Genomic DNA, 18,283 nt, shown 5'->3' with positions numbered 1-18,283 from the left:
GTGACTACACAGCAACGAAGAAGATGGTTATCATCAAGTAAGCCGTCTCTTTGAGATATAGCCCGGCGGGCGCTGCACAGGCGGCGCCCGCAGTGGGCAGACCGGGAGGCCGGGCATCCGAAAGGGCGCCCGGCCTTTCTGGTTTTAATTCTACGCTCTTCCACATCTGTACAGGACTGAAAATTAGTTGCTTATTGTGATTAGATCCGCTAGAGTTTTCTGCCTCTAAGTCCCTTACCCATTGCTATACGCTTCGCCGCCGGGTGTTTACGGTGCATCCATACAGAGGGACTACCTTAGCAGTCGTGTCGTATCTTCATCTCTTGCCATTATTCATTGCAGAGAAGGATTTAATTCCTCAAAAGCCATTCCATCCGCGCATGCCATGCATTGTTTACTTGCTGTCCAAGCGTAGTCAGGCTCCTTATTGGCTAGGCTGATTCTAAGCCCCATCGTCAAGTATACTGACGATTAAGTGGTTTGCCACAGCAAACCTACTCAATCCTTGCCCGTGTCCCGTCGCCTTTGGGCTTTGACCACCTTAAAGGCAGGAGGGTCAGCATTTACGCTGAGAAGTGGTTTGTGACATCGGAGCAAGCCACTTCGTGTTGCGTATAGTCCCAGGCCTGCTGACTTACATTGCCCCCCTAGAGCTGATAGATATTAAACAAAAAAAGGCCATCTCAAACGAGATGACCACATGCATTTTGCACTTGTTATAAGGTGAATAAACACTATCCTAAATAGACAGCGTCCGGTTTACAATTGAAAAGATTGGTAAAAGCGTTACTGCGCACTAATTCAAATCATAGGGATTAATCCAGATAAATTCATGTTAGCGGAAGCTCCCTTTTTACCAGAAAACCATGGCTTAAAGATGAGTTACTCTTTAATAAACTTCTTAGTGGTTGTCCCATTGGAACTAAATGCTCTGAATAAATAGATACCATTAGGTAGATCAGAGATATCGATTGTTGGATTTTCGATGCTTCCCTTAGATGCCACTAATTTACCGGTTGCAGAATATACCTCGTACCTTTCTATCCTATTTGGCGAATCAACTGTAATTGCATCAGTGGCCGGGTTAGGAAAAAGCCGAACTTCAATCTTTTCCAGATCTTTAGTACTGCTAGGCATTGCAAGATCTCCGTATACGCTATCAAAGTATATGATATTATCAGACGCCCTTTCACCGAAGTCCGGAAAAATTACAATTTGATCATAGGTCATATTCTCATGATCCACAGTGGAAAAATCAAAGGTGAGTTGTTCCCATTCATTAACCTTAGTGTTAGCCACTTTAAGTTCCCCTTTAGACCATCCCGTTTCAGTTACCAGTTTGATGCCTACGTCACTAATCACAGGCTTCCAGACCATGATCCGGATGATCGAATTGGACTCTTCGATGTTGAAAGTGCCAATCCCTGCTCCGTGCATAGTCTCGCAGCCAGCAAAGGGCTGGCCTTCCTGCAGGGCTGTAAATTTGGCAACGGTTGAAGATGTATTGATACCTGAAGGATCCGGGTTTGGTATAATTTCAAGAGCCGGTGGGTTTTCACCATTCTCAAAAGTGGTCCATGTCCAATCCGCTCCATTGCCATTTTCTTCGAAATCGATGGGGATGTTCTGAGCAGTAATTAAAGCGTAAGAAAAAACGGCAAGAATAAGCGTTAATACTATTTTCATAATTGTTTTTATAATAAGAAGTTATTCGAACATATCCCCTTAACCTGCGATCTTAGCTTTAATAGTATAGATTTTAGCTTTATCTCATCCGTACTCTCTATGCACGCACTCTAAAAAGCACTTCGCCATACCCTATAATGTCTTGATCTCGTCTGTAAGACAATAGTTTAAGTAGCTTCTAAGTAAGTAATAATTAAAGGTACTTAAATAATACCAGTAAAGTCTTTTTTCTGCTAGTTACCGGCCGGATTAACCAGGGATTTTTATTGCAAAAGCCTAGTTTTACGGATTTATGGTGCTTATTTGCCCCCCCGGAAACGAGTCCGTAACGACCATCACCTACACCCGTCAAATCTTAGAAATGCTATGTTAGCATCTCTAAGCGTTTCCACAGCCCTGAATTAATGATAAATGTAGGCTTTAAGAAAACTTTAGGTATTGCCCTCTATATTTTCACCTAAATTGTCTGGTAGAACAGCACAACATTGAGGTGAATCTAACCTTCATCAATAATTTAGCCTTTATGAAAGCCCGATTACTACTTGGCCTGATTACCCTGCTACAACTATCCGGGAAATGCCAGAAGCCACTAGAGGTAATCCCAATCCAATATATTGACGGGCTAATGTTTATTGAATTGGGCTTGAATGACCATGCCGAACCGCTGTTTTTTATGTTCGACACCGGGGCAGGCATTACTGTATTGGATAGAGAAGTCTCAAAAAAAGTCAACCTGGAAATCACGGAAGAAGCGAAGATCGGTACGGCAGGCAAGACCATTCGTTCCGGAATATCAGTAAGTAACCAAGTCCATTTTGGGCAACAGTTGGTGCTTGACAGTATAGAAATTGCCATTTTAGACCTATCTCACCTAAGCACCTACTTCAAAACACAAATTGACGGAATCATTGGTACAGATATCCTTTTTAACTTTGTCACCGAGGCCAATAACGATGCCGGTGAGCTTCGGCTCTACCCTTTCAACACCTGGAAGCCCGGGAAAAGCGCCACGGCTTACAATATTATTGGTTTAGAAGCCGGGCACTTTGGCATCCCGGTGGAGGTCGTTACCAAACGAAATGCCAAGCCTGTTTCAATGGTCGTTAAGATAGATACCGGGGCAGACAACGCCCTGACGTTCCATAATGCAGCTGTCACCCAATATCAACTGCCCGAATCTGTAGCCAAAAGGATAAAATCCAAGCAGGGGTTCGGAGTGGACTCAACGCTGACCAACAACCTGAGCAGCAAGCTGTACTCCGCAACCTTCAACGGGAAGCAATGGAGGCGCGTCCCTGTCGTATTCGAAGTAGACCCCACAAACCGAATTTCAGAACGGCAGGCAGACGGTTTGATTGGTCAGGCACTTTTGCTGGATTTCAATACCATCTACGATTTACAACAGGGGCTGGTTTATTTTGAAAATCGCTGAGGTTGGTATTTTATGAGAACGGCATGCTTTTGGCCATTGGGAAAACTTCAGGGTCGTAGCGCTATATTTCAAGCGTGTATCATCTATTGAGGCAGGAGAAAGTCACCACAGGGCATAAGAAAAGCCCTGAGGGTTGCTCAGGGCTTTTCAAAACAGAATATATCATACGGTGAGGCAACGCCTCAATCGATTAATATCTTCCTCCACGGTTGTAGCCACCGCCGCCACCACCGCCGCGGTTGTAGCCACCGCCACCACCGCCACGACGATTTTCGCGTGGTTCAGCTTCTTTAACAACAATGGTACGACCATCCAGCTCCTGATCGTTCAGTTGACGGATTGCTTCACGGGCTTCGTCGTCATTTGGCATTTCTACAAAACCAAAGCCTTTAGAACGGCCTGTGTCGCGGTCCATGATGATCTTGGCAGAATCGACAGCGCCGAATTCTTCGAATGCGTACTGCAGGTCAGACTCCTGCGTGTCGTAGTTGAGCTTAGCAACAAAAATATTCATAAAACAAAATTGGTACTGTGACTGGCACAGCAAACTAAAAATAAGGTGAAAAATGAAAAAAACTAAGGAAAGAACAAAGTAGAGAGGAAGAATACCTGAACACTAGATCTGTTTCTTAATTAATTCCGTCACAAAGGTGCAATATATTTTGTTAGGATGCTTGTTTTTTCGAAAAAATATTTCATAAACGGCTTAAATTTTTCTGAAAAAGCCCACTCAGCTGTAGTGGTAGCCGCTTTTCGGGCATCAGAAAGCCCTAAGGGGCGCTCAGGGCTTTCTAAAACAGAATATATCATACGGTGAGGCAACGCCTCAATCGGTTAATATCTTCCTCCGCGGTTGTAACCACCACCGCCACCGCGGTTTCCACGTGGTTCAGCTTCTTTAACTACAATAGTACGACCATCGAGGTCTTGTTCATTCAGTGCGTTAATGGCCTCGCGGGCATCATCATCACTAGGCATTTCTACGAAACCGAAGCCCTTGGAACGACCGGTGTCACGGTCCATGATGATTTTGGCTGAATCGACAGCTCCGAATTCTTCAAATGCATACTGCAGGTCAGATTCGCGGGTGTCGTAGTTCAGTCTGGCAACAAAAATATTCATAACAAAAAATTAGTACTCCGCATGAGCGGAAAAGTCAAAAATAAAATGAAAAGAAAAAACTAAGGAAGGATAAAATAGAAAGGATAGGACAGACTAATTCAGCCTCTGGCTTAATTGATTCATTGCTAATTTAAGGCTTTTTAGCTTATTTTCCAAGTGGAAGTGCCTTATTTTACTGGCGTTTGAGCAACCAAACAATAAATTGGCCCTGCATTGCCTACTAGATGACAGGTAGGACTTCGTGCCTCCACAACTGAATCGCAGGGACCTATCGAAATTAAAAAAAGACCTATTCAATCTCCACCATCCCCGGCTCAAATACATCCTCATCAATCGTGGCATAGGGTGTGGCTTCTTCCTGTCCGCCGGCGCCTCTGCTGCGTACGGTCTCCCCTATTGCCAATGCACCGCTTTGCTGATCCATTTCCAAAAGCAGGCAGGAAAAAGCGAAGGTCAGGTATTCCTCTCCCTCAAAGGTGATGGATTTCCCGCTTTGAGTGTTGACCTTTACTTTGGCGTCGACATCCGCCAGATAAGGCTGCAGCTCGGGCAGCGAAGCGTCAAACTCGTTGTCGTTGGTCTTCTCTATATTGATGGTGAAACTTTTGCTGACAATAGCATCGGAAACCAGCAACATGCGGTAAGGGTCCTCGCCTTTGAAAACCCCTAGTGAGCCATGCCCAAGGTCAATATTCCGGCCCCGGAGCACACTGCCTAACTGCGCGGGGTCAATAAACCGCCGCTTGCAGTTGGTAAAGCTAAAGCTGATCTCTTTTACGCCTTTCAGGCTGGCACCAATGGGCGCGGGCGACATACCAAACCCGGAAAGAAACCCTTCCAGGATTTTCAATCCAAAATTGAGGCTGATGGATTTCGAACGGTCTAATGCTGCATTCGCCATCGCAGATTCCCGGATATCGATTTCAATGGGCTGCCCATCGGATAAAAGGTATTGCAATTCACCCCGATAGTCCATCTTGCTGCCTTTCTGCCCCATCACGACCAGTGGTTGCATTCGGGTTTCGGGAATTCTAAGTGGGAAAGCATTAAAGGTTTCCCGCAGGAGGTCGGTGATATCGTTTTTGCAAATTCTGAAAAAGCCCATGGTTAAGTTTTTTACAAAAGTTGATCGATTGCCGCGCTAAAGCGCAATGCTACATTCTGATAGCCTTCCTGGTCCGGGTGGATCTCATCGGCCCATTGATAAGGTTTGACAGCTCCCCGGAGATCCACGTGCGTGACTTGCTCAAAAGCACTTCCAACCTCCATCAGCCGCGCATTGAAGGTGTCGATAAGGTAGCGGACGATGGCCTGTCGGTCTTCCGGTATAGTAATACCCTGCGCCGTCATTGGCTTGCCCAGCCAGCTCATGCCTTCTTCATTTACCCCCTTAGGAATGACATAATCGTACCCGTGCGTTATGATTCGGACTTCCGGCTGCTCGATTTTCAAACGCTGAAAGACCTGTTGATAAAGCGCCATGATGGCATCAAGCTCATCCTGAAGACGTTGATTCAGAAAGCGTTCCGGCTGTTCACCCGGAGGCGCTGTGGCTACTGCTGCGAAAGGTAGCAAAAAGTCTTTAAATTGATCGCCCAGAATATCATTGCCGCCTCCACTGATGAGGAAAAAAGCAGGCGCCTTTGGCATTTCGCCCAGCGCTCCTGCCACTTCCCTGACGATTTCCTCCAGGTCGGTAAAGGCATCGAGATATTCGCCTGACATTAGATAATTGCGCATTTCATCACCGGCGGCGCCCCGGCTAAAAATATTATAGCTCAGGCTCAGATGGTCGATAATTTCCATGATGGTCGGGTGCTGAAACCAGGAATCCCCTTCCGAAACCATGAGGGGGCGGTGGTAGTACTTTCGGAGCCGCCGTTTGAAGTTACGGCTACGCTGATGCCGCGCCCAGGTATTGGCAGCGCCCAACAGGGTATTCCAAAACAGGCTTTTGCTGCGGGTACGCTCCTGATCAGCTGTGATGAGCTGGACTTCCGGATTAAGTACGAGCTTGGCTTCCAGAGCGTCGGTATCCAGGTAAAGCCCGGCTGCCAGTGGAGCACGCTCCGGGTCTGCCAGCCAGGATTTCAGAGCTTCCTCCCGAACTGTATTGTAATTGGGGTTCTGCAAGCGGATCCCAATGCGCTGGGGCGTCCAATCCTTCACAGGCTCCCCGCCGAGGTCTGGCATCATCCGGCTGCGGGGCACGATCAGGTGGTCATAGGCAATCTCTGATTCCGTACTTACAATCAGCTTAAACCAACCTTGCCCATAAGGACGGTTCTGAAATTGTTCTTCCTCCCCTATCGTATAAGGAATGACGCCCCCTCTGTGCCCGAACAGCCACATGCTTTGGCCAGGCTCCAGGCGGGTGACCGGTTGTTCCACCAGCCCGGGGGTGTATTTGCGGTCTACCGAAAGGTTACTTTTGCATTGATCGCTTAGGACGAGCAGACAAAAGTATAGTGGGCGGTCAAACTGATTCGTTAGTTTGACTTTAATACGAGCTTGTAGCTTACCATTGCTCTTATTTTCTTCAAATGCATCAATGGTAAAGTCCTCTCCCTTAGCCTGTATGGCAGTCCACCCCCCAGCTTTTTCCTGAAGGACCTCCACCCCGATTGGCGGCCGGTCCAGTACTTTGAGCTTAGGGTTGTGAAGGCTGTACACAAAGGTCCAGCGGGCCGCCATTTGCACCTGCCCAATCAGCTTCTCCAGGATAACGTCTTCTTCCAGAGAATCAAAAGAGAAAACCTCTCCAAATACCGGCCGGTAGGGGTCAAACTTTCGGGTGATGTAAGCCAAGCCATCCCGGAAGTGGACCACAAAGTCCGCATTTATCTCAGATGAAGTGACGAGCACCGGATCAGGCAGGGCTTTAAGGGCGGTAATGGCTCGCTTACGCAGCTGCTCTTCTCCCATAGTGTCTTCCACAAAAATATGGATAGGATAGTTTTGCATGGACGCCACCGACACCTGATAGCTATTCTTTTTGTCCAGCACGCTGCGCTGCTCAAAATCGATATCCAGCGTGCTGCTAACGTCCATGGCTTCACCAATTGTACAGTCTACTGTGGTGCCATCCTTCAGATGTAGCCGGGCTTCTGCTCCGTCTGTCAAACCATGCATCATGCCCATATTGAGGAGCCAGCCTTCAGTCGTGCTGTAGTTGGCCCGGCCATAGCGTTTTCCTTCCGAATCTACTTGCTGGTTTAGAAAGCCCCGGTAGACGAGGTCCATGCCGGCGCCCAGCGTCAGTATCTGTGGGTTTTGCGCATGTTTGAAGCGGATATAGTTGGACAAGAGCTGATGCAGGGTGGTGTAATCGATAGCACCGCCCGTTTGCTCCAGCACCTGAATCAGGTAAGAAGTGAAAACGCCACGACCTCCAACTTCAAGGGCCGCCTGATCGTCTTTAGCAGCAGCCAGTTGAATGATTGGCGGGCTGGGCAGCAGTGCACTTAATCCGGGCCCGGACAGCTGCTCCGGCTGAAAAGCATCCGCAAAAAGGAAATCGCTCCACTGCCGCTGTGGGAAGACATGCGTGAAGCGCCGCTCTCGGACATCTTCCGCTTCCAGCCCCAATGACCGGACATTGTCTCCCGAATGGCAGCAGTCAAAAATGGTTAGCAGGTGAGGCGAGTCTGCTCCCGACCGGAAAAAAGCCTGGTTGAGCAGGTAGCGCAGTTCCTTGTCCGCCATTAGGGACAAAGGTGCTCCAGGAGGCGCGTAACAGGCAATGGATTCCAGGCAGCCATCCCGCTCCTCGGTCCAGATAGAAGCATCGGCTTTTTCCTGGGCACCATGCCCGGAAAAGTAGAGCAGGGCAACATCGTCGGGCCCAGCCTGGCTTAAATGCTTCAGAATACCGTTGGCGATTGCGGACTTGGTAGCGGCTTTGTCGAATAGGATTTTCAGGCTTCCATCAGTATCAAGGCGGGGATCGCTTTCGAGATAGGATTGAAGGGCACGGGCATCCGGCACACAACCGGACAGTGGGCTGGTCGGATAATCGTTGATACCGATTAGCAGCGCCCACAACTTTGTAGTGTTTGCCATTATTTTTAGGGTTTTAAGGGGTTTCTCTTTCCAAAAGTGCCAATTTTATTTGATATGACGAAAAAATCTTCACTGTATTAGCTGGACAAAAAACACTGCTCCCTGTTTCTTGTTTTTTCATAACACTACCTTTTTGTGTAGCAGGCCCTCCAAAAAAACACCTGTAGTTCCGACAAAAGATTACGAAAACACGTAGGCAGGAATAGCATACAATCCTTTACCTTTGTTACTTAATTTTAACACTTTCAAATAAAACTGAAAGTTTAGAAAGACTGTTCCCTTGAATAAGAACTGAATAATATGACCCTCACTGCAAGAAGAAACGACCACATCCTACAGGACAAAACGCTGTCCGCCCCTCTGCGGGCCATCGCTGAGAAGGTCCTCAACGACGAGCGGATCACGCCCGAGGAAGGGCAGCTGCTGTTTGAGGAAGGCGAGCTGGGCTACCTAGGTGCTTTGGCCAACTATCAGCGGGAAAAGCGGCATGGCAACCGCACCTATTTCAACCGCAACTTCCATGTAGAGCCTACGAATGTCTGCCTGTATACCTGCACTTTTTGTTCTTACTCCCGTCTGATCAAAAAGCGGGAAGAGGGCTGGGAGTACAGCCTGGAGGACATCATGGACATCGTCAAGAAGTACGATGGCGAACCAGTGACCGAAGTGCATATTGTAGGGGGCGTATTGCCACAATACGATGTGAAGTTCTACACCGAGCTTTTCAAAGCCATCAAGAAGCACCGCCCGGACCTGCACGTCAAAGCCCTCACGCCCGTTGAGTACCACTACATCTTCAAAAAAGACAAGGTGACTTACGAAGAAGGCATGCGCATCATGAAAGAAGCAGGGCTGGACAGTATGCCTGGCGGAGGTGCAGAGATTTTCCACCCTGAAATCCGGGACCAGATCGCGGGCGGCAAATGCTCGGGCGAGCAGTGGCTGCGCATTCATGAGATTTGGCACGAACTGGGCATGCGCTCCAACGCAACGATGCTGTACGGGCATATTGAAAAGTTTGAGCACCGCATTGACCACCTCGAGAAGCTCCGCCAATTACAGGACAAAACCGGAGGGTTCCAAACCTTTATCCCGCTGAAGTTCCGCAATCAGGACAACCAAATGAGCCATGTACCGGAGTCTACGGTTGTGGAGGATATGCGCAACTACGCCATCAGCCGCTTATACCTTGACAATTTCGACCACATTAAGGCTTACTGGCCGATGATCGGCCGGAACGTTGCCCAAATGCTGCTCAGTTTTGGCGTTGACGATATCGATGGCACCATTGACGACACGACTAAAATCTACAGCATGGCTGGCTCAGAGGAACAGACACCGGCCATGAGCACTCGGGACTTGGTCAACCTCATCCGCCGCGTAGGTAGAGCGCCCATCGAAAGAGATACGCTCTACAACGTGATTCAGGACTATACCGACCACGTTTTTGAAGAAGATGAACAATTCAAAGGGTACACCGCTTTACCCGTTGTAAACCGATAACATGGACAAACACGTTTATATCGTCCGGCATGGGCAAACCGAATATAACCGGCTGGGTATTGTGCAGGGCTCCGGTGTGGATTCCTCGCTCAATGAGGTGGGGAAGCTGCAGGCACAGGCCTTTTACGACCACTACCATTCCACCGGATTTGATACCGTCCTGACGTCTTCCTTGAAGCGTACGCATGAGACGATGGCGCCCTTCATTGGAGCCGGACTACCATGGGAACAGCACTCAGAGATCAACGAAATCTGCTGGGGCACGCATGAGGGTCAGAAAAGCACACCGGACATGCACTTGCAGTACAAAGCGGTCACAGAAGCCTGGGCATCCGGAGACTTTGACGCCCGCCTGGAAGAAGCCGAAAGCGCCCGGGAAATGGGCGACCGGCTGGCTCAATTTGTGCATATGCTCAGTCAGCGCCCGGAAAAAAGGATTCTCGTTTGCAGCCACGGCCGTGCAATGCGCGCCCTGATGTGTATTCTGAGTGGGAAATCCCTGCGGGAAATGGACACCTTCAAGCACCACAATACCGGCTTATATAAAGCAGCTTACGAGTCGCAGCAGTATACGTTCCTGCTCGAAAATGACATCGCTCACCTGCAGCACCTGAATATCAATCAAGATTGATGGATAAAATACGCCTTACCGCAGTTTCTTACCTCAACACGAAGCCTCTGCTGTATGGCTTGCTCAACAGCACGCTGGCTCCTCAGCTGGATCTGGAGCTGAACATCCCTTCTGTATGCGCTGAGAAGCTGACGCGGGGAGAAGCTGACCTGGCACTCGTCCCGGTTGCCGTGCTGCCTGAGCTTGACCGTCCACACGTAATTTCGGACTACTGCATTGGCACCGTTGGTGCTGTCAAAACAGTTTGTATTTACAGCGATGTGCCCATTGAACAAGTGGAAACCGTCTATCTGGACCATCACTCCCGTACTTCCGTTCAGCTCACCAAAGTACTGCTGAGGGATTACTGGGGCTTCTCCCCCGCCCTCCTGCCGGCTAAAGAAGGCTATATTAAAAAAATTGGCGGGCGCACCGCCGGGCTTGTTATTGGTGACCGCACTATCGGACTGGAGCAACAATTCAAATACGTGTACGATCTCGGCGCCGTGTGGATGGAGCATACCGGGCTCCCTTTCGTTTTCGCGGCATGGATCAGTAACCGGCCGCTGCCTGCTGCTTTTGTCAGACGGTTTAATAAAGCCCTGGCTTCCGGAGTAGCGCAGATCGAGAAACTAAAATATTTGCTGTCTTCCCCCCACCCTGATTTCAGCGTGGAAGAATACTTCACCAAATATATCAGTTACGAATTTGATGCCGCCAAGCGTCAGGCTTTAAAACATTTCCTGGCAGCGATTGCCGAAAAAACGCCCGCGATAAGTGTAGCGGGATTGTAGAATACAAAACCGAATTACATGAGCTCTGATTTTGAATACGCCATCCTCGGCGGAGGCTGTTTCTGGTGCCTCGAAGCCGTTTACCAGGAAGTCAAAGGTGTGCAGAAAGTGACCTCTGGCTACTCCGGGGGGACTAAGGAAAATGCAAATTACAACGCTGTCTGCTCGGGCACCACACAACATGCCGAAGTAGTACAAGTTCAATTTGACCCGCAAGTCATTTCCTATGCTCAGATACTCGACATTTTCTGGACTATCCACGACCCAACTACGCTCAACCGGCAGGGCAACGACCGGGGACCGCAGTACCGCTCTGTTATCTTCTACCACGATGATACGCAGAAAGCCGTAGCGGAAAAATCAATTGCCGAAACCGCCCCACAGCTTTGGGACGATCCGGTCGTTACGCAGCTCGCTCCGCTAGAAGCCTTCTACCCTGCCGAAGTCAGCCATCAGGATTACTACCGGAAAGTTGGAAACCGAAACCCATACTGTACCTTCATCATTACACCTAAGGTGAAAAAATTCCGGGAGCGTTTTGCTGAGCTGCGCAATTAGGAATTTACTTCTAAATGCATTGAAAACCAGTACCTAATGCTCCGGTTTATTTCTGTATAAATTGCATTTTCACATTTCCCCGATCGTGAAGGTGTGACTTTTTCGTGAACCCCAAACTTTGGCGGTTGTCAGATTTGGTGTTACCTTTCCGTAGAAACCGACTTTTAACTTATGAAACTAGCGATCCCCAGAGAGGGCAACGACCCTCGTGTAGCGCTTACGCCCGATGCTGTGGCCAAGCTGTCAGAATTGGGCGTTGAAGTGTGCGTGGAAAAAGGTGCCGGCCTAGGTGCCTTCTATGCAGATGACGACTACGATGGCGCAACGGTCCTGGGCCGGGAGGCATTGCTCAAAAGTGCTGATATGGTGCTGAGCATCCATCCGCTACCAGATGAAGACCTGGCTAAGCTTCTTCCCGAAACCGTCGTCATTGCGGAATTCAAGCCTTTTGCAGACGCGGAAATCACAGACAGGCTCAGAGGGTACAAACTCAAAGCCTTCAGCCTTGACATGATCCCGCGGACAACCCTGGCGCAATCCATGGACGTGCTTTCCTCCATGGCCTCCATCGCAGGCTACAAGGCGGTGCTCGAAGCCAGCCGCCTCCTTCCCCGCTATTTCCCAATGATGATCACCGCTGCGGGCAGTATACGACCGGCTACGGTACTGGTGCTTGGCGCCGGAGTAGCGGGTTTGCAGGCCATTGCCACGGCCCGGCGGCTGGGTGCTCAGGTAGAAGCTTTCGATACCCGCTCTGCTGCTAAGGAAGAGGTGAAAAGCCTCGGTGCGAAGTTCATCGAGATCGAAGGCGCAAAGGAAGATACGGGGGCAGGAGGGTACGCCGTGGAGCAGTCCGAAGAATTCCTGAAGCGGCAACGGGAGGAAGTCCAAAACCGGGCCATGAAGGCGGATGTCATCATCACCACCGCTCAGGTGCGCGGGCGCAAAGCTCCGCTGCTTGTGCCTAAAAGCACGGTGGAGCAAATGAAACCCGGCTCGGTTATCGTGGACCTGGCCGCCTCCACCGGTGGCAACTGCGAGCTTACGCAAGACGATCAGACCATCGTGCACAACAAAGTCAGCATTCTGGGCAACTCCAACCTGGCTGCCCTGATGCCGCAGAATGCCAGTCAGCTGTACGCCAATAACGTGGTCAATTTCCTGAAAATTCTGGTCAAAGACGGTGCGCTCAACCTCGACCTCAGCAATGAGATCATCCGGGGAGCCTACATCACGCCTGCACCGGAGGCCAACGAAAACGAATAATCATGGATACCTTCATTCAGTTTTTCAACGATGAGAGCAATCTGCTGCTCATCTATCTGCTACTCTTCACCATTATCCTGGGCTTTGAGGTCATTTCCAAAGTGCCTACCGTACTCCATACGCCCTTGATGTCAGGTGCAAACGCCATTTCCGGCGTGGTCATCATTGGTGCCATTTTGCTCATCCGTCAGGCAGATCCTGATGACTACCTGACCCTGGGGCTTGGCTTCCTGGGCGTTATTCTTGGAATGGTTAATGTAGCCGGTGGTTTTGCCGTTACCGACCGTATGCTGGAAATGTTCAAAAAGAAAAAGTAACCCATCATGATTATCGACTTCATCATCAATATAGCCTACCTGATCGGCGCTTTGGCTTTCGTATGGGGCCTGCGGCTGCTCAGTTCACCGGATACCGCCCGCAGGGGGAATATCGTTGCCGGTGTAGGCATGGTTATCGCTATCATTGCTGCTATCGGTCAACCGATCGAGGGGGCTTCCAATAATTACCTGTGGATCATCGGTGCCATCGTTATTGGCGCTATCGTGGGGCTGGTTTCTGCCAAAAAGGTGCAGATGACCGCAATGCCCCAAATGGTCTCCATCTTTAATGGTCTGGGCGGTGCCTGTGCCGTGGTGCTGGCTTACGCCGAATTGGTGCCTTACTACAGTGGCATCAAAGAATTGGACATGGCCGGGCTCATCATCATTTTGCTGGCTTTGCTGATTGGCGGCATTTCCTTTACCGGCAGTATGCTGGCTTTCGCCAAATTACAGGGGCTGGTCTGGGACAGCACCATCACCTTGCCCCGGCACGACATCGTCAATATGGTACTGCTTTTGATCACGCTGGGTATGGGGGGCTACCTTGTGGCGAGCGGCGTGGAAGGCGGGCTCTTGATGGGCTCTGTCTTTATGGTGCTGGCCTTGATTTATGGCTTTTCCTTTGTAGCGCCCATTGGTGGTGCGGATATGCCGGTGGTCATTTCTCTGCTCAACTCTTTCACCGGGCTTTCTGCTGCGGTGACCGGCCTGATCTACGGCTCTCAGTTTATGCTCGTGGGCGGTATCCTGGTTGGCGCTTCCGGTACGATTCTCACTGTACTCATGTGTGAGGCCATGAACCGCTCTCTGATGAACGTCCTCATCGGCGGCTTTGGAGGCGGTGGTGCTTCCGCAAAAGGAGCCGATGGCGAACAGGTGGCAAAGGAAGTCACCCTCAATGATGCGGCCATTCAGCTGTTTTACTCCCAAAGCGCGATTATTGTACCCGGCTATGGGCTGGCAGTAGCCCAGGCCCAAAAAGTCTGCAAGGAAGTAGATGAACTACTGGAGAAAAACGGCGTGGAAGTCCGCTACGCTATCCACCCGGTAGCCGGCCGTATGCCTGGACACATGAATGTCCTTTTGGCGGAAGCCGATGTTCCCTATCCCAAGCTGCTTGACCTGGAAGAAGCCAATGATGCCCTGAAAAATACAGATATGGTCGTCATCGTGGGCGCCAACGATGTAGTCAACCCTGCCGCAGAGGACGACCCTGGCAGCCCAATCTACGGTATGCCCGTGCTCAAGGTATGGGAGGCGAAGAATGTCATTGTCCTAAAGCGCAGTATGCGCCCGGGCTATGCAGGTATTGAGAACCCGCTGTTCTTCCACGAAAAGACCCGCATGCTGTTCGGGGATGCAAAAGACACCCTGAGCAACCTGGCTTCTGAGATAAAAAGTTTGTAAATCGAAAAACCGCAGGCTGCTTTTATCTCATTATGGGTGTAGACTGCGGTTTCCTCTATTCTTATTTAAAACTGCTTTTGCATGGCGGCAGGCGACTGGAAAGACCTCTTACTGGCTGCCCGGAACGGGAATCTCAGCCTCCTCATGTACCACCTCGATAATGGTGTCGATCCTAATTATCAGCACCCTGAGCTGTTGACCACTCCCCTTATCGAGAGTATAGAACACCATCATTTTGAGATCACTACTTACCTCCTTGCCAATGGAGCCGATCCAAAACTGAATGCGGGGTTCAGCTCCGACTCCCCGATCGCCATAGCCAGAAAAGTGAATAATAAGGTGGCTGTGCAGTTGCTACGCCCCTACTACCCTTCTTTGCTCAAACGCTTTGTTTTGAACCTGTTCGGGACCGTGAAGGCTGTATTTTGCTTTTTTGGTCGTTATTGTTAGTTTTCAACGGTCAGAAAATTCTGGATGAGTAAAAGATAAGACTAAAAAACCACTCTGAATCATGCCCCTTTGGCAACGGTACCTCAACCTGCTTCAGTTGGTCACACCCCGCACCTACGGCGCGGGGTAGCGGCTTTATTGTGGCGCTTTGGGGGCAAGAAACATCGTCTGTATATTCTGTGCCCGTACGGGCGGGTTGGTCTGTGGTCCTCTAGCGGTAAAAGCATCCAAGTTACCCACAAAGCTCTGGCAGCAGCCCCGGGCCGTAGGTGCGGGATGTACAATCCTTGCCCCGGGCCTCATTCGACTCCCCCCTCTTTATACCCGTACAAGCCTCACTAAACAGATATGCCAGCTTAGCAGGCTGCTCCGTTAGGAGCAATATGTCGGTAACACTCGAAGCACCGGAGCAGCCCCGCGCCGTAGGTGCGGAATGTACAAGCCTCCTGTAAAGCAACACCATCCAAAAAGGCGGCTTTTCGCGACCCAAACACCACCTTACCCCGTTGTAAAAGAGAACGTATCAAGTACCTTATGACAAAAAACAAATGGATAGCACTATTTGCTTGCATCTGCTTTGCAGTCTCCGCCCACGCTCAAAAGTACGAGCGCGAAGCCCGCATCAAAGCCGCTGAAATGCCTGCTCCTGCATTAACATACCTGGCAAAAACCTATCCTGAGCGCAGCCGTACCCGCCACTACGAGGAACATAGCCGACAGGGAAAAGAAGAAAATCTACAGCGCTTTTTCGAGTCCAAATTCAAGATGGACGGGTACCGCTACAGCGTGAAGTTCGACAGCCTGGGGGCATTGTATGATGTAGAACGGATCGTAGCATTCGAACAGCTGCCCTCCCCTGCCCGGCAGGTCATCGAGGAAGATTTGGGCAATACCTTCCGGCATTTCCGCATCGAAAAAATACAGGAGCGCTATGCCCCCTCCGGACAATTGATAGGTTACGAAATAGAAATTCGGGGCAAGCGGAATAATACGGTAGGCCAATTTGAGCTACAATATTCGCCTGATGGCACACGCCAATCGCTGGAGCCTATCGAATCGGACCCCAATCCGTTCTTTTTCTTTTAAATTCAATACATGAAGCGACTTTTAACCGGACTGCTATGCCTCAGCATAGCCCAACTACCTTACGCCCAATCGAATACCGTCGAGTCTTTCTTCCAGTTTGCCAAAGGCTTCGAACTATCTGAGCGTTGGTCAGCGGATGTGCGGACGGAGCTCCGCCTGACCCATTGGGAGGACGGTGATGAATTTCAGCCCGCCTGGTCCCAGTTTTATGTGCAGGGCGGCCTGGCCTATGACCTGGCTAGCAACTGGAAAGCAGGTGCCACTTACCGTTTGTCCCGGCGGGGTAGTTTGGATGAAGCGCCCGATGTTGAAAACCGCTTCGCCCAACAAATCACCACCAGTCAGCGCTTGCGCAAATACCGCCTCCGGGAACGCCTGTTATTGGAGCAGCGGGTCTTCCGGCAGGCCACACGCCACCGCTGGCGCTTTCGGGTGGCACTGGACTATCCGCTCAATGGCGAAAAGCTGGACCCCGGAGAATGGTATCTTAACCATCAGACCGAATTGTTGTCAGAACCCTTTGAGACCGATGCCTGGACAGGGCGCGAGCACCGCCTCTACACTGGCACCGGCACCTTACTGCCAACTGGTAGCCGATTGGAGATTGGGATTGAAGCTCGTTTCCCAAGAGAAGCCTCCAACAGGCGCTACGGGCAGCGCTGGGTGCTGCGGACCAACTGGTCTTGGTGACCGTTCCTCGAATTTCCATCCAGATTCATCGCATTTCCGCGCAATTCCGCGAAGAAATTCGTACTTTGAAGGTGTATTTAAAAACCGCGCAGCCCCGAAACCACGCGCAATAAAACTGATAGACTATGGGATTTTCACCTGTTTTGATTGCCTTGATTTTCTTCGGCATCATTATTCTCTTTTCCGGCATCTTCACCGTGCGTCAGCAATCTGCGGCATTGGTAGAACGCCTGGGCCGGTTTTACGGTATCCGCCGGTCTGGCCTTCAGTTCAAAATTCCGATTATTGACCGTATCGCCGGACGGGTGAGCCTGAAGGTACAGCAGCTGGATGTGAATGTCGAAACCAAGACCCGCGATAACGTTTTCGTCAAACTCCGGGTATCTGTACAGTACTACATCCTTCCGGAGAAAATTTACGATGCCTTTTACCGGCTTGAGAATTCACACGAACAGATTACGGCATACGTATTTGATACGGTCCGTGCCGAAGTGCCAAAAATGAAGCTGGACGACGTTTTTGAGCGCAAGGATGACATCGCCCTGGCGATCCGCCGCGAGCTTGAAGAGTCTATGAATGAATATGGCTATGGCATCGTGAAAGCCCTGGTGACCGACATTGATCCGGACATTGAGGTTAAAAATGCCATGAACCGCATTAACGCTGCCGAACGTACTAAACTCGCTGCCGAGTACGATGGGGAGGCTGAGCGTATCCGCATTGTGGCCAAAGCCCGTGCCGAAGCCGAGAGCAAGCGCCTGCAGGGACAGGGTATTGCTGATCAGCGCCGGGAAATCGCCCGCGGTCTGGAAGAGTCTGTGGAAGTGCTGAACAAAGTAGGCATCAACTCGCAGGAGGCTTCTGCCCTTATCGTGGTCACGCAGCACTACGACACCTTACAGTCAATGGGTGAGAATGCCAACAGCAATCTGATTATGATGCCGAATGCACCTAGCGCCGGCGCCGATATGCTGTCTCAAATGACCGCTTCTTTCGTTACTGCTCAGCAGATGGGCGAGGAGATGAAACAGAAGAACGTAGCCAACGGCAGCCATAATAAAGGCTAAACCACATTTTTCTTAACCACACGACGACCGTCCGTGGGTGCATTGGTGCTCACGGACGGTTTTTGTTCTAGCACCCTCCAACAGTATACGCAATACGAAGTGGTCACCTACTGGCGCTAACGGCCAGCACGGAGAACGATAAATGTCGGGCTTACAGTCCAGACATTCATCGTCTGGGTCGTTGATCCAGACATTCATCGTCTGGAATCTTGGATTTGCGACATCGGCCC

General features: G+C 50.3%; 17 protein-coding genes. 12 read left to right on the top strand and 5 right to left on the bottom strand.

Features of this window, described 5'->3' with window-relative positions; translation table 11 throughout:
* Positions 1-882: 882 nt before the first annotated feature.
* Positions 883-1,686, bottom strand: coding sequence for a T9SS type A sorting domain-containing protein (locus MRY86_RS25800; RefSeq protein ID WP_293572053.1), 804 nt, complete (start codon positions 1,684-1,686; stop codon positions 883-885).
* Between the two features lie 523 nt (positions 1,687-2,209).
* Here MRY86_RS25800 and MRY86_RS25795 point away from each other — a divergent pair.
* Positions 2,210-3,118, top strand: coding sequence for a retropepsin-like aspartic protease (locus MRY86_RS25795; RefSeq protein ID WP_293572051.1), 909 nt, complete (start codon positions 2,210-2,212; stop codon positions 3,116-3,118).
* A 190-nt stretch (positions 3,119-3,308) separates the two neighbouring features.
* On the opposite strand, the gene MRY86_RS25790 is transcribed toward MRY86_RS25795, so the two are convergent.
* The 4 genes from MRY86_RS25790 to MRY86_RS25775 form a co-directional block, all read right to left on the bottom strand.
* Positions 3,309-3,632 carry an RNA-binding protein gene (locus MRY86_RS25790; protein WP_293572049.1) on the bottom strand — a complete coding sequence of 108 codons (324 nt, stop codon included), beginning with the start codon at positions 3,630-3,632 and terminating at the stop codon, positions 3,309-3,311.
* Between the two features lie 320 nt (positions 3,633-3,952).
* Entirely contained in the window at positions 3,953-4,240 is a 288-nt protein-coding gene (locus MRY86_RS25785) for an RNA-binding protein (protein ID WP_293570061.1), read from the bottom strand.
* Positions 4,241-4,529: 289 nt separating this feature from the next.
* Positions 4,530-5,345 (bottom strand): hypothetical protein, encoded by an 816-nt coding sequence (locus tag MRY86_RS25780; RefSeq protein ID WP_293570063.1) that lies wholly within the window; start codon positions 5,343-5,345, stop codon positions 4,530-4,532.
* An 11-nt stretch (positions 5,346-5,356) separates the two neighbouring features.
* Positions 5,357-8,302, bottom strand: coding sequence for a caspase family protein (locus MRY86_RS25775; protein ID WP_293570065.1), 2,946 nt, complete (start codon positions 8,300-8,302; stop codon positions 5,357-5,359).
* 300 nt (positions 8,303-8,602) lie between these two features.
* Between MRY86_RS25775 and mqnE the strand changes: the two genes are divergently transcribed.
* From mqnE to MRY86_RS25720, 11 genes are all read left to right on the top strand, one after another.
* Entirely contained in the window at positions 8,603-9,805 is a 1,203-nt protein-coding gene (mqnE, locus tag MRY86_RS25770; RefSeq protein ID WP_293570067.1) for an aminofutalosine synthase MqnE, read from the top strand.
* A 1-nt stretch (position 9,806) separates the two neighbouring features.
* Complete coding sequence (locus MRY86_RS25765; RefSeq protein WP_293570068.1) at positions 9,807-10,436, top strand: histidine phosphatase family protein; 630 nt, start codon at positions 9,807-9,809, stop codon at positions 10,434-10,436.
* Complete coding sequence (locus tag MRY86_RS25760; RefSeq protein ID WP_293570070.1) at positions 10,436-11,209, top strand: menaquinone biosynthesis protein; 774 nt, start codon at positions 10,436-10,438, stop codon at positions 11,207-11,209. The genes MRY86_RS25765 and MRY86_RS25760 overlap by 1 nt, the downstream gene beginning before the upstream one ends.
* An 18-nt stretch (positions 11,210-11,227) precedes the next feature.
* Positions 11,228-11,767 (top strand): peptide-methionine (S)-S-oxide reductase MsrA, encoded by a 540-nt coding sequence (msrA, locus tag MRY86_RS25755; RefSeq protein ID WP_293570071.1) that lies wholly within the window; start codon positions 11,228-11,230, stop codon positions 11,765-11,767.
* 171 nt (positions 11,768-11,938) lie between these two features.
* Positions 11,939-13,033 (top strand): Re/Si-specific NAD(P)(+) transhydrogenase subunit alpha, encoded by a 1,095-nt coding sequence (locus MRY86_RS25750; protein WP_293570072.1) that lies wholly within the window; start codon positions 11,939-11,941, stop codon positions 13,031-13,033.
* Between the two features lie 2 nt (positions 13,034-13,035).
* A complete protein-coding gene (locus MRY86_RS25745) occupies positions 13,036-13,350 on the top strand; it encodes an NAD(P) transhydrogenase subunit alpha (RefSeq protein ID WP_044226798.1) in 315 nt (104 codons plus the stop codon).
* Positions 13,351-13,356: 6 nt separating this feature from the next.
* A complete protein-coding gene (locus tag MRY86_RS25740; RefSeq protein WP_293570073.1) occupies positions 13,357-14,760 on the top strand; it encodes an NAD(P)(+) transhydrogenase (Re/Si-specific) subunit beta in 1,404 nt (467 codons plus the stop codon).
* An 81-nt stretch (positions 14,761-14,841) separates the two neighbouring features.
* On the top strand, positions 14,842-15,210 hold the full coding sequence (locus MRY86_RS25735; protein ID WP_293570074.1) for an ankyrin repeat domain-containing protein: 369 nt from the start codon (positions 14,842-14,844) through the stop codon (positions 15,208-15,210).
* A 534-nt stretch (positions 15,211-15,744) separates the two neighbouring features.
* On the top strand, positions 15,745-16,296 hold the full coding sequence (locus tag MRY86_RS25730) for a hypothetical protein (protein WP_293570075.1): 552 nt from the start codon (positions 15,745-15,747) through the stop codon (positions 16,294-16,296).
* Positions 16,297-16,305: 9 nt separating this feature from the next.
* Positions 16,306-16,986: a DUF2490 domain-containing protein gene (locus tag MRY86_RS25725; protein ID WP_293570076.1), complete on the top strand. Its 681-nt coding sequence runs from the start codon at positions 16,306-16,308 to the stop codon at positions 16,984-16,986.
* A gap of 125 nt (positions 16,987-17,111) precedes the next feature.
* The gene (locus MRY86_RS25720; RefSeq protein ID WP_293570078.1) at positions 17,112-18,053 is read left to right on the top strand and encodes an SPFH domain-containing protein; all 942 of its coding nucleotides are present in this window, start codon (positions 17,112-17,114) and stop codon (positions 18,051-18,053) included.
* The last annotated feature ends 230 nt before the right edge of the window (positions 18,054-18,283 follow it).

The sequence above is a fragment of the Phaeodactylibacter sp. genome (assembly GCF_022763345.1).
In the GTDB taxonomy this organism is placed as follows: domain Bacteria; phylum Bacteroidota; class Bacteroidia; order Chitinophagales; family Saprospiraceae; genus Phaeodactylibacter.
The sequence above is the reverse complement of the archived record's forward strand: the minus strand, read 5'-3'. Positions and strand labels throughout refer to the sequence as shown.

What these genes read in the sequence shown, in the direction of transcription:
- MRY86_RS25800 (WP_293572053.1), bottom strand. Translation starts at nt 1,686, where the DNA reads ATGAAAATAGTATTAACGCTTATTCTTGCCGTTTTTTCTTACGCTTTA.
- MRY86_RS25795 (WP_293572051.1), top strand. Translation starts at nt 2,210, where the DNA reads ATGAAAGCCCGATTACTACTTGGCCTGATTACCCTGCTACAACTATCC.
- MRY86_RS25790 (WP_293572049.1), bottom strand. Translation starts at nt 3,632, where the DNA reads ATGAATATTTTTGTTGCTAAGCTCAACTACGACACGCAGGAGTCTGAC.
- MRY86_RS25785 (WP_293570061.1), bottom strand. Translation starts at nt 4,240, where the DNA reads ATGAATATTTTTGTTGCCAGACTGAACTACGACACCCGCGAATCTGAC.
- MRY86_RS25780 (WP_293570063.1), bottom strand. Translation starts at nt 5,345, where the DNA reads ATGGGCTTTTTCAGAATTTGCAAAAACGATATCACCGACCTCCTGCGG.
- MRY86_RS25775 (WP_293570065.1), bottom strand. Translation starts at nt 8,302, where the DNA reads ATGGCAAACACTACAAAGTTGTGGGCGCTGCTAATCGGTATCAACGAT.
- mqnE (WP_293570067.1), top strand. Translation starts at nt 8,603, where the DNA reads ATGACCCTCACTGCAAGAAGAAACGACCACATCCTACAGGACAAAACG.
- MRY86_RS25765 (WP_293570068.1), top strand. Translation starts at nt 9,807, where the DNA reads ATGGACAAACACGTTTATATCGTCCGGCATGGGCAAACCGAATATAAC.
- MRY86_RS25760 (WP_293570070.1), top strand. Translation starts at nt 10,436, where the DNA reads ATGGATAAAATACGCCTTACCGCAGTTTCTTACCTCAACACGAAGCCT.
- msrA (WP_293570071.1), top strand. Translation starts at nt 11,228, where the DNA reads ATGAGCTCTGATTTTGAATACGCCATCCTCGGCGGAGGCTGTTTCTGG.
- MRY86_RS25750 (WP_293570072.1), top strand. Translation starts at nt 11,939, where the DNA reads ATGAAACTAGCGATCCCCAGAGAGGGCAACGACCCTCGTGTAGCGCTT.
- MRY86_RS25745 (WP_044226798.1), top strand. Translation starts at nt 13,036, where the DNA reads ATGGATACCTTCATTCAGTTTTTCAACGATGAGAGCAATCTGCTGCTC.
- MRY86_RS25740 (WP_293570073.1), top strand. Translation starts at nt 13,357, where the DNA reads ATGATTATCGACTTCATCATCAATATAGCCTACCTGATCGGCGCTTTG.
- MRY86_RS25735 (WP_293570074.1), top strand. Translation starts at nt 14,842, where the DNA reads ATGGCGGCAGGCGACTGGAAAGACCTCTTACTGGCTGCCCGGAACGGG.
- MRY86_RS25730 (WP_293570075.1), top strand. Translation starts at nt 15,745, where the DNA reads ATGACAAAAAACAAATGGATAGCACTATTTGCTTGCATCTGCTTTGCA.
- MRY86_RS25725 (WP_293570076.1), top strand. Translation starts at nt 16,306, where the DNA reads ATGAAGCGACTTTTAACCGGACTGCTATGCCTCAGCATAGCCCAACTA.
- MRY86_RS25720 (WP_293570078.1), top strand. Translation starts at nt 17,112, where the DNA reads ATGGGATTTTCACCTGTTTTGATTGCCTTGATTTTCTTCGGCATCATT.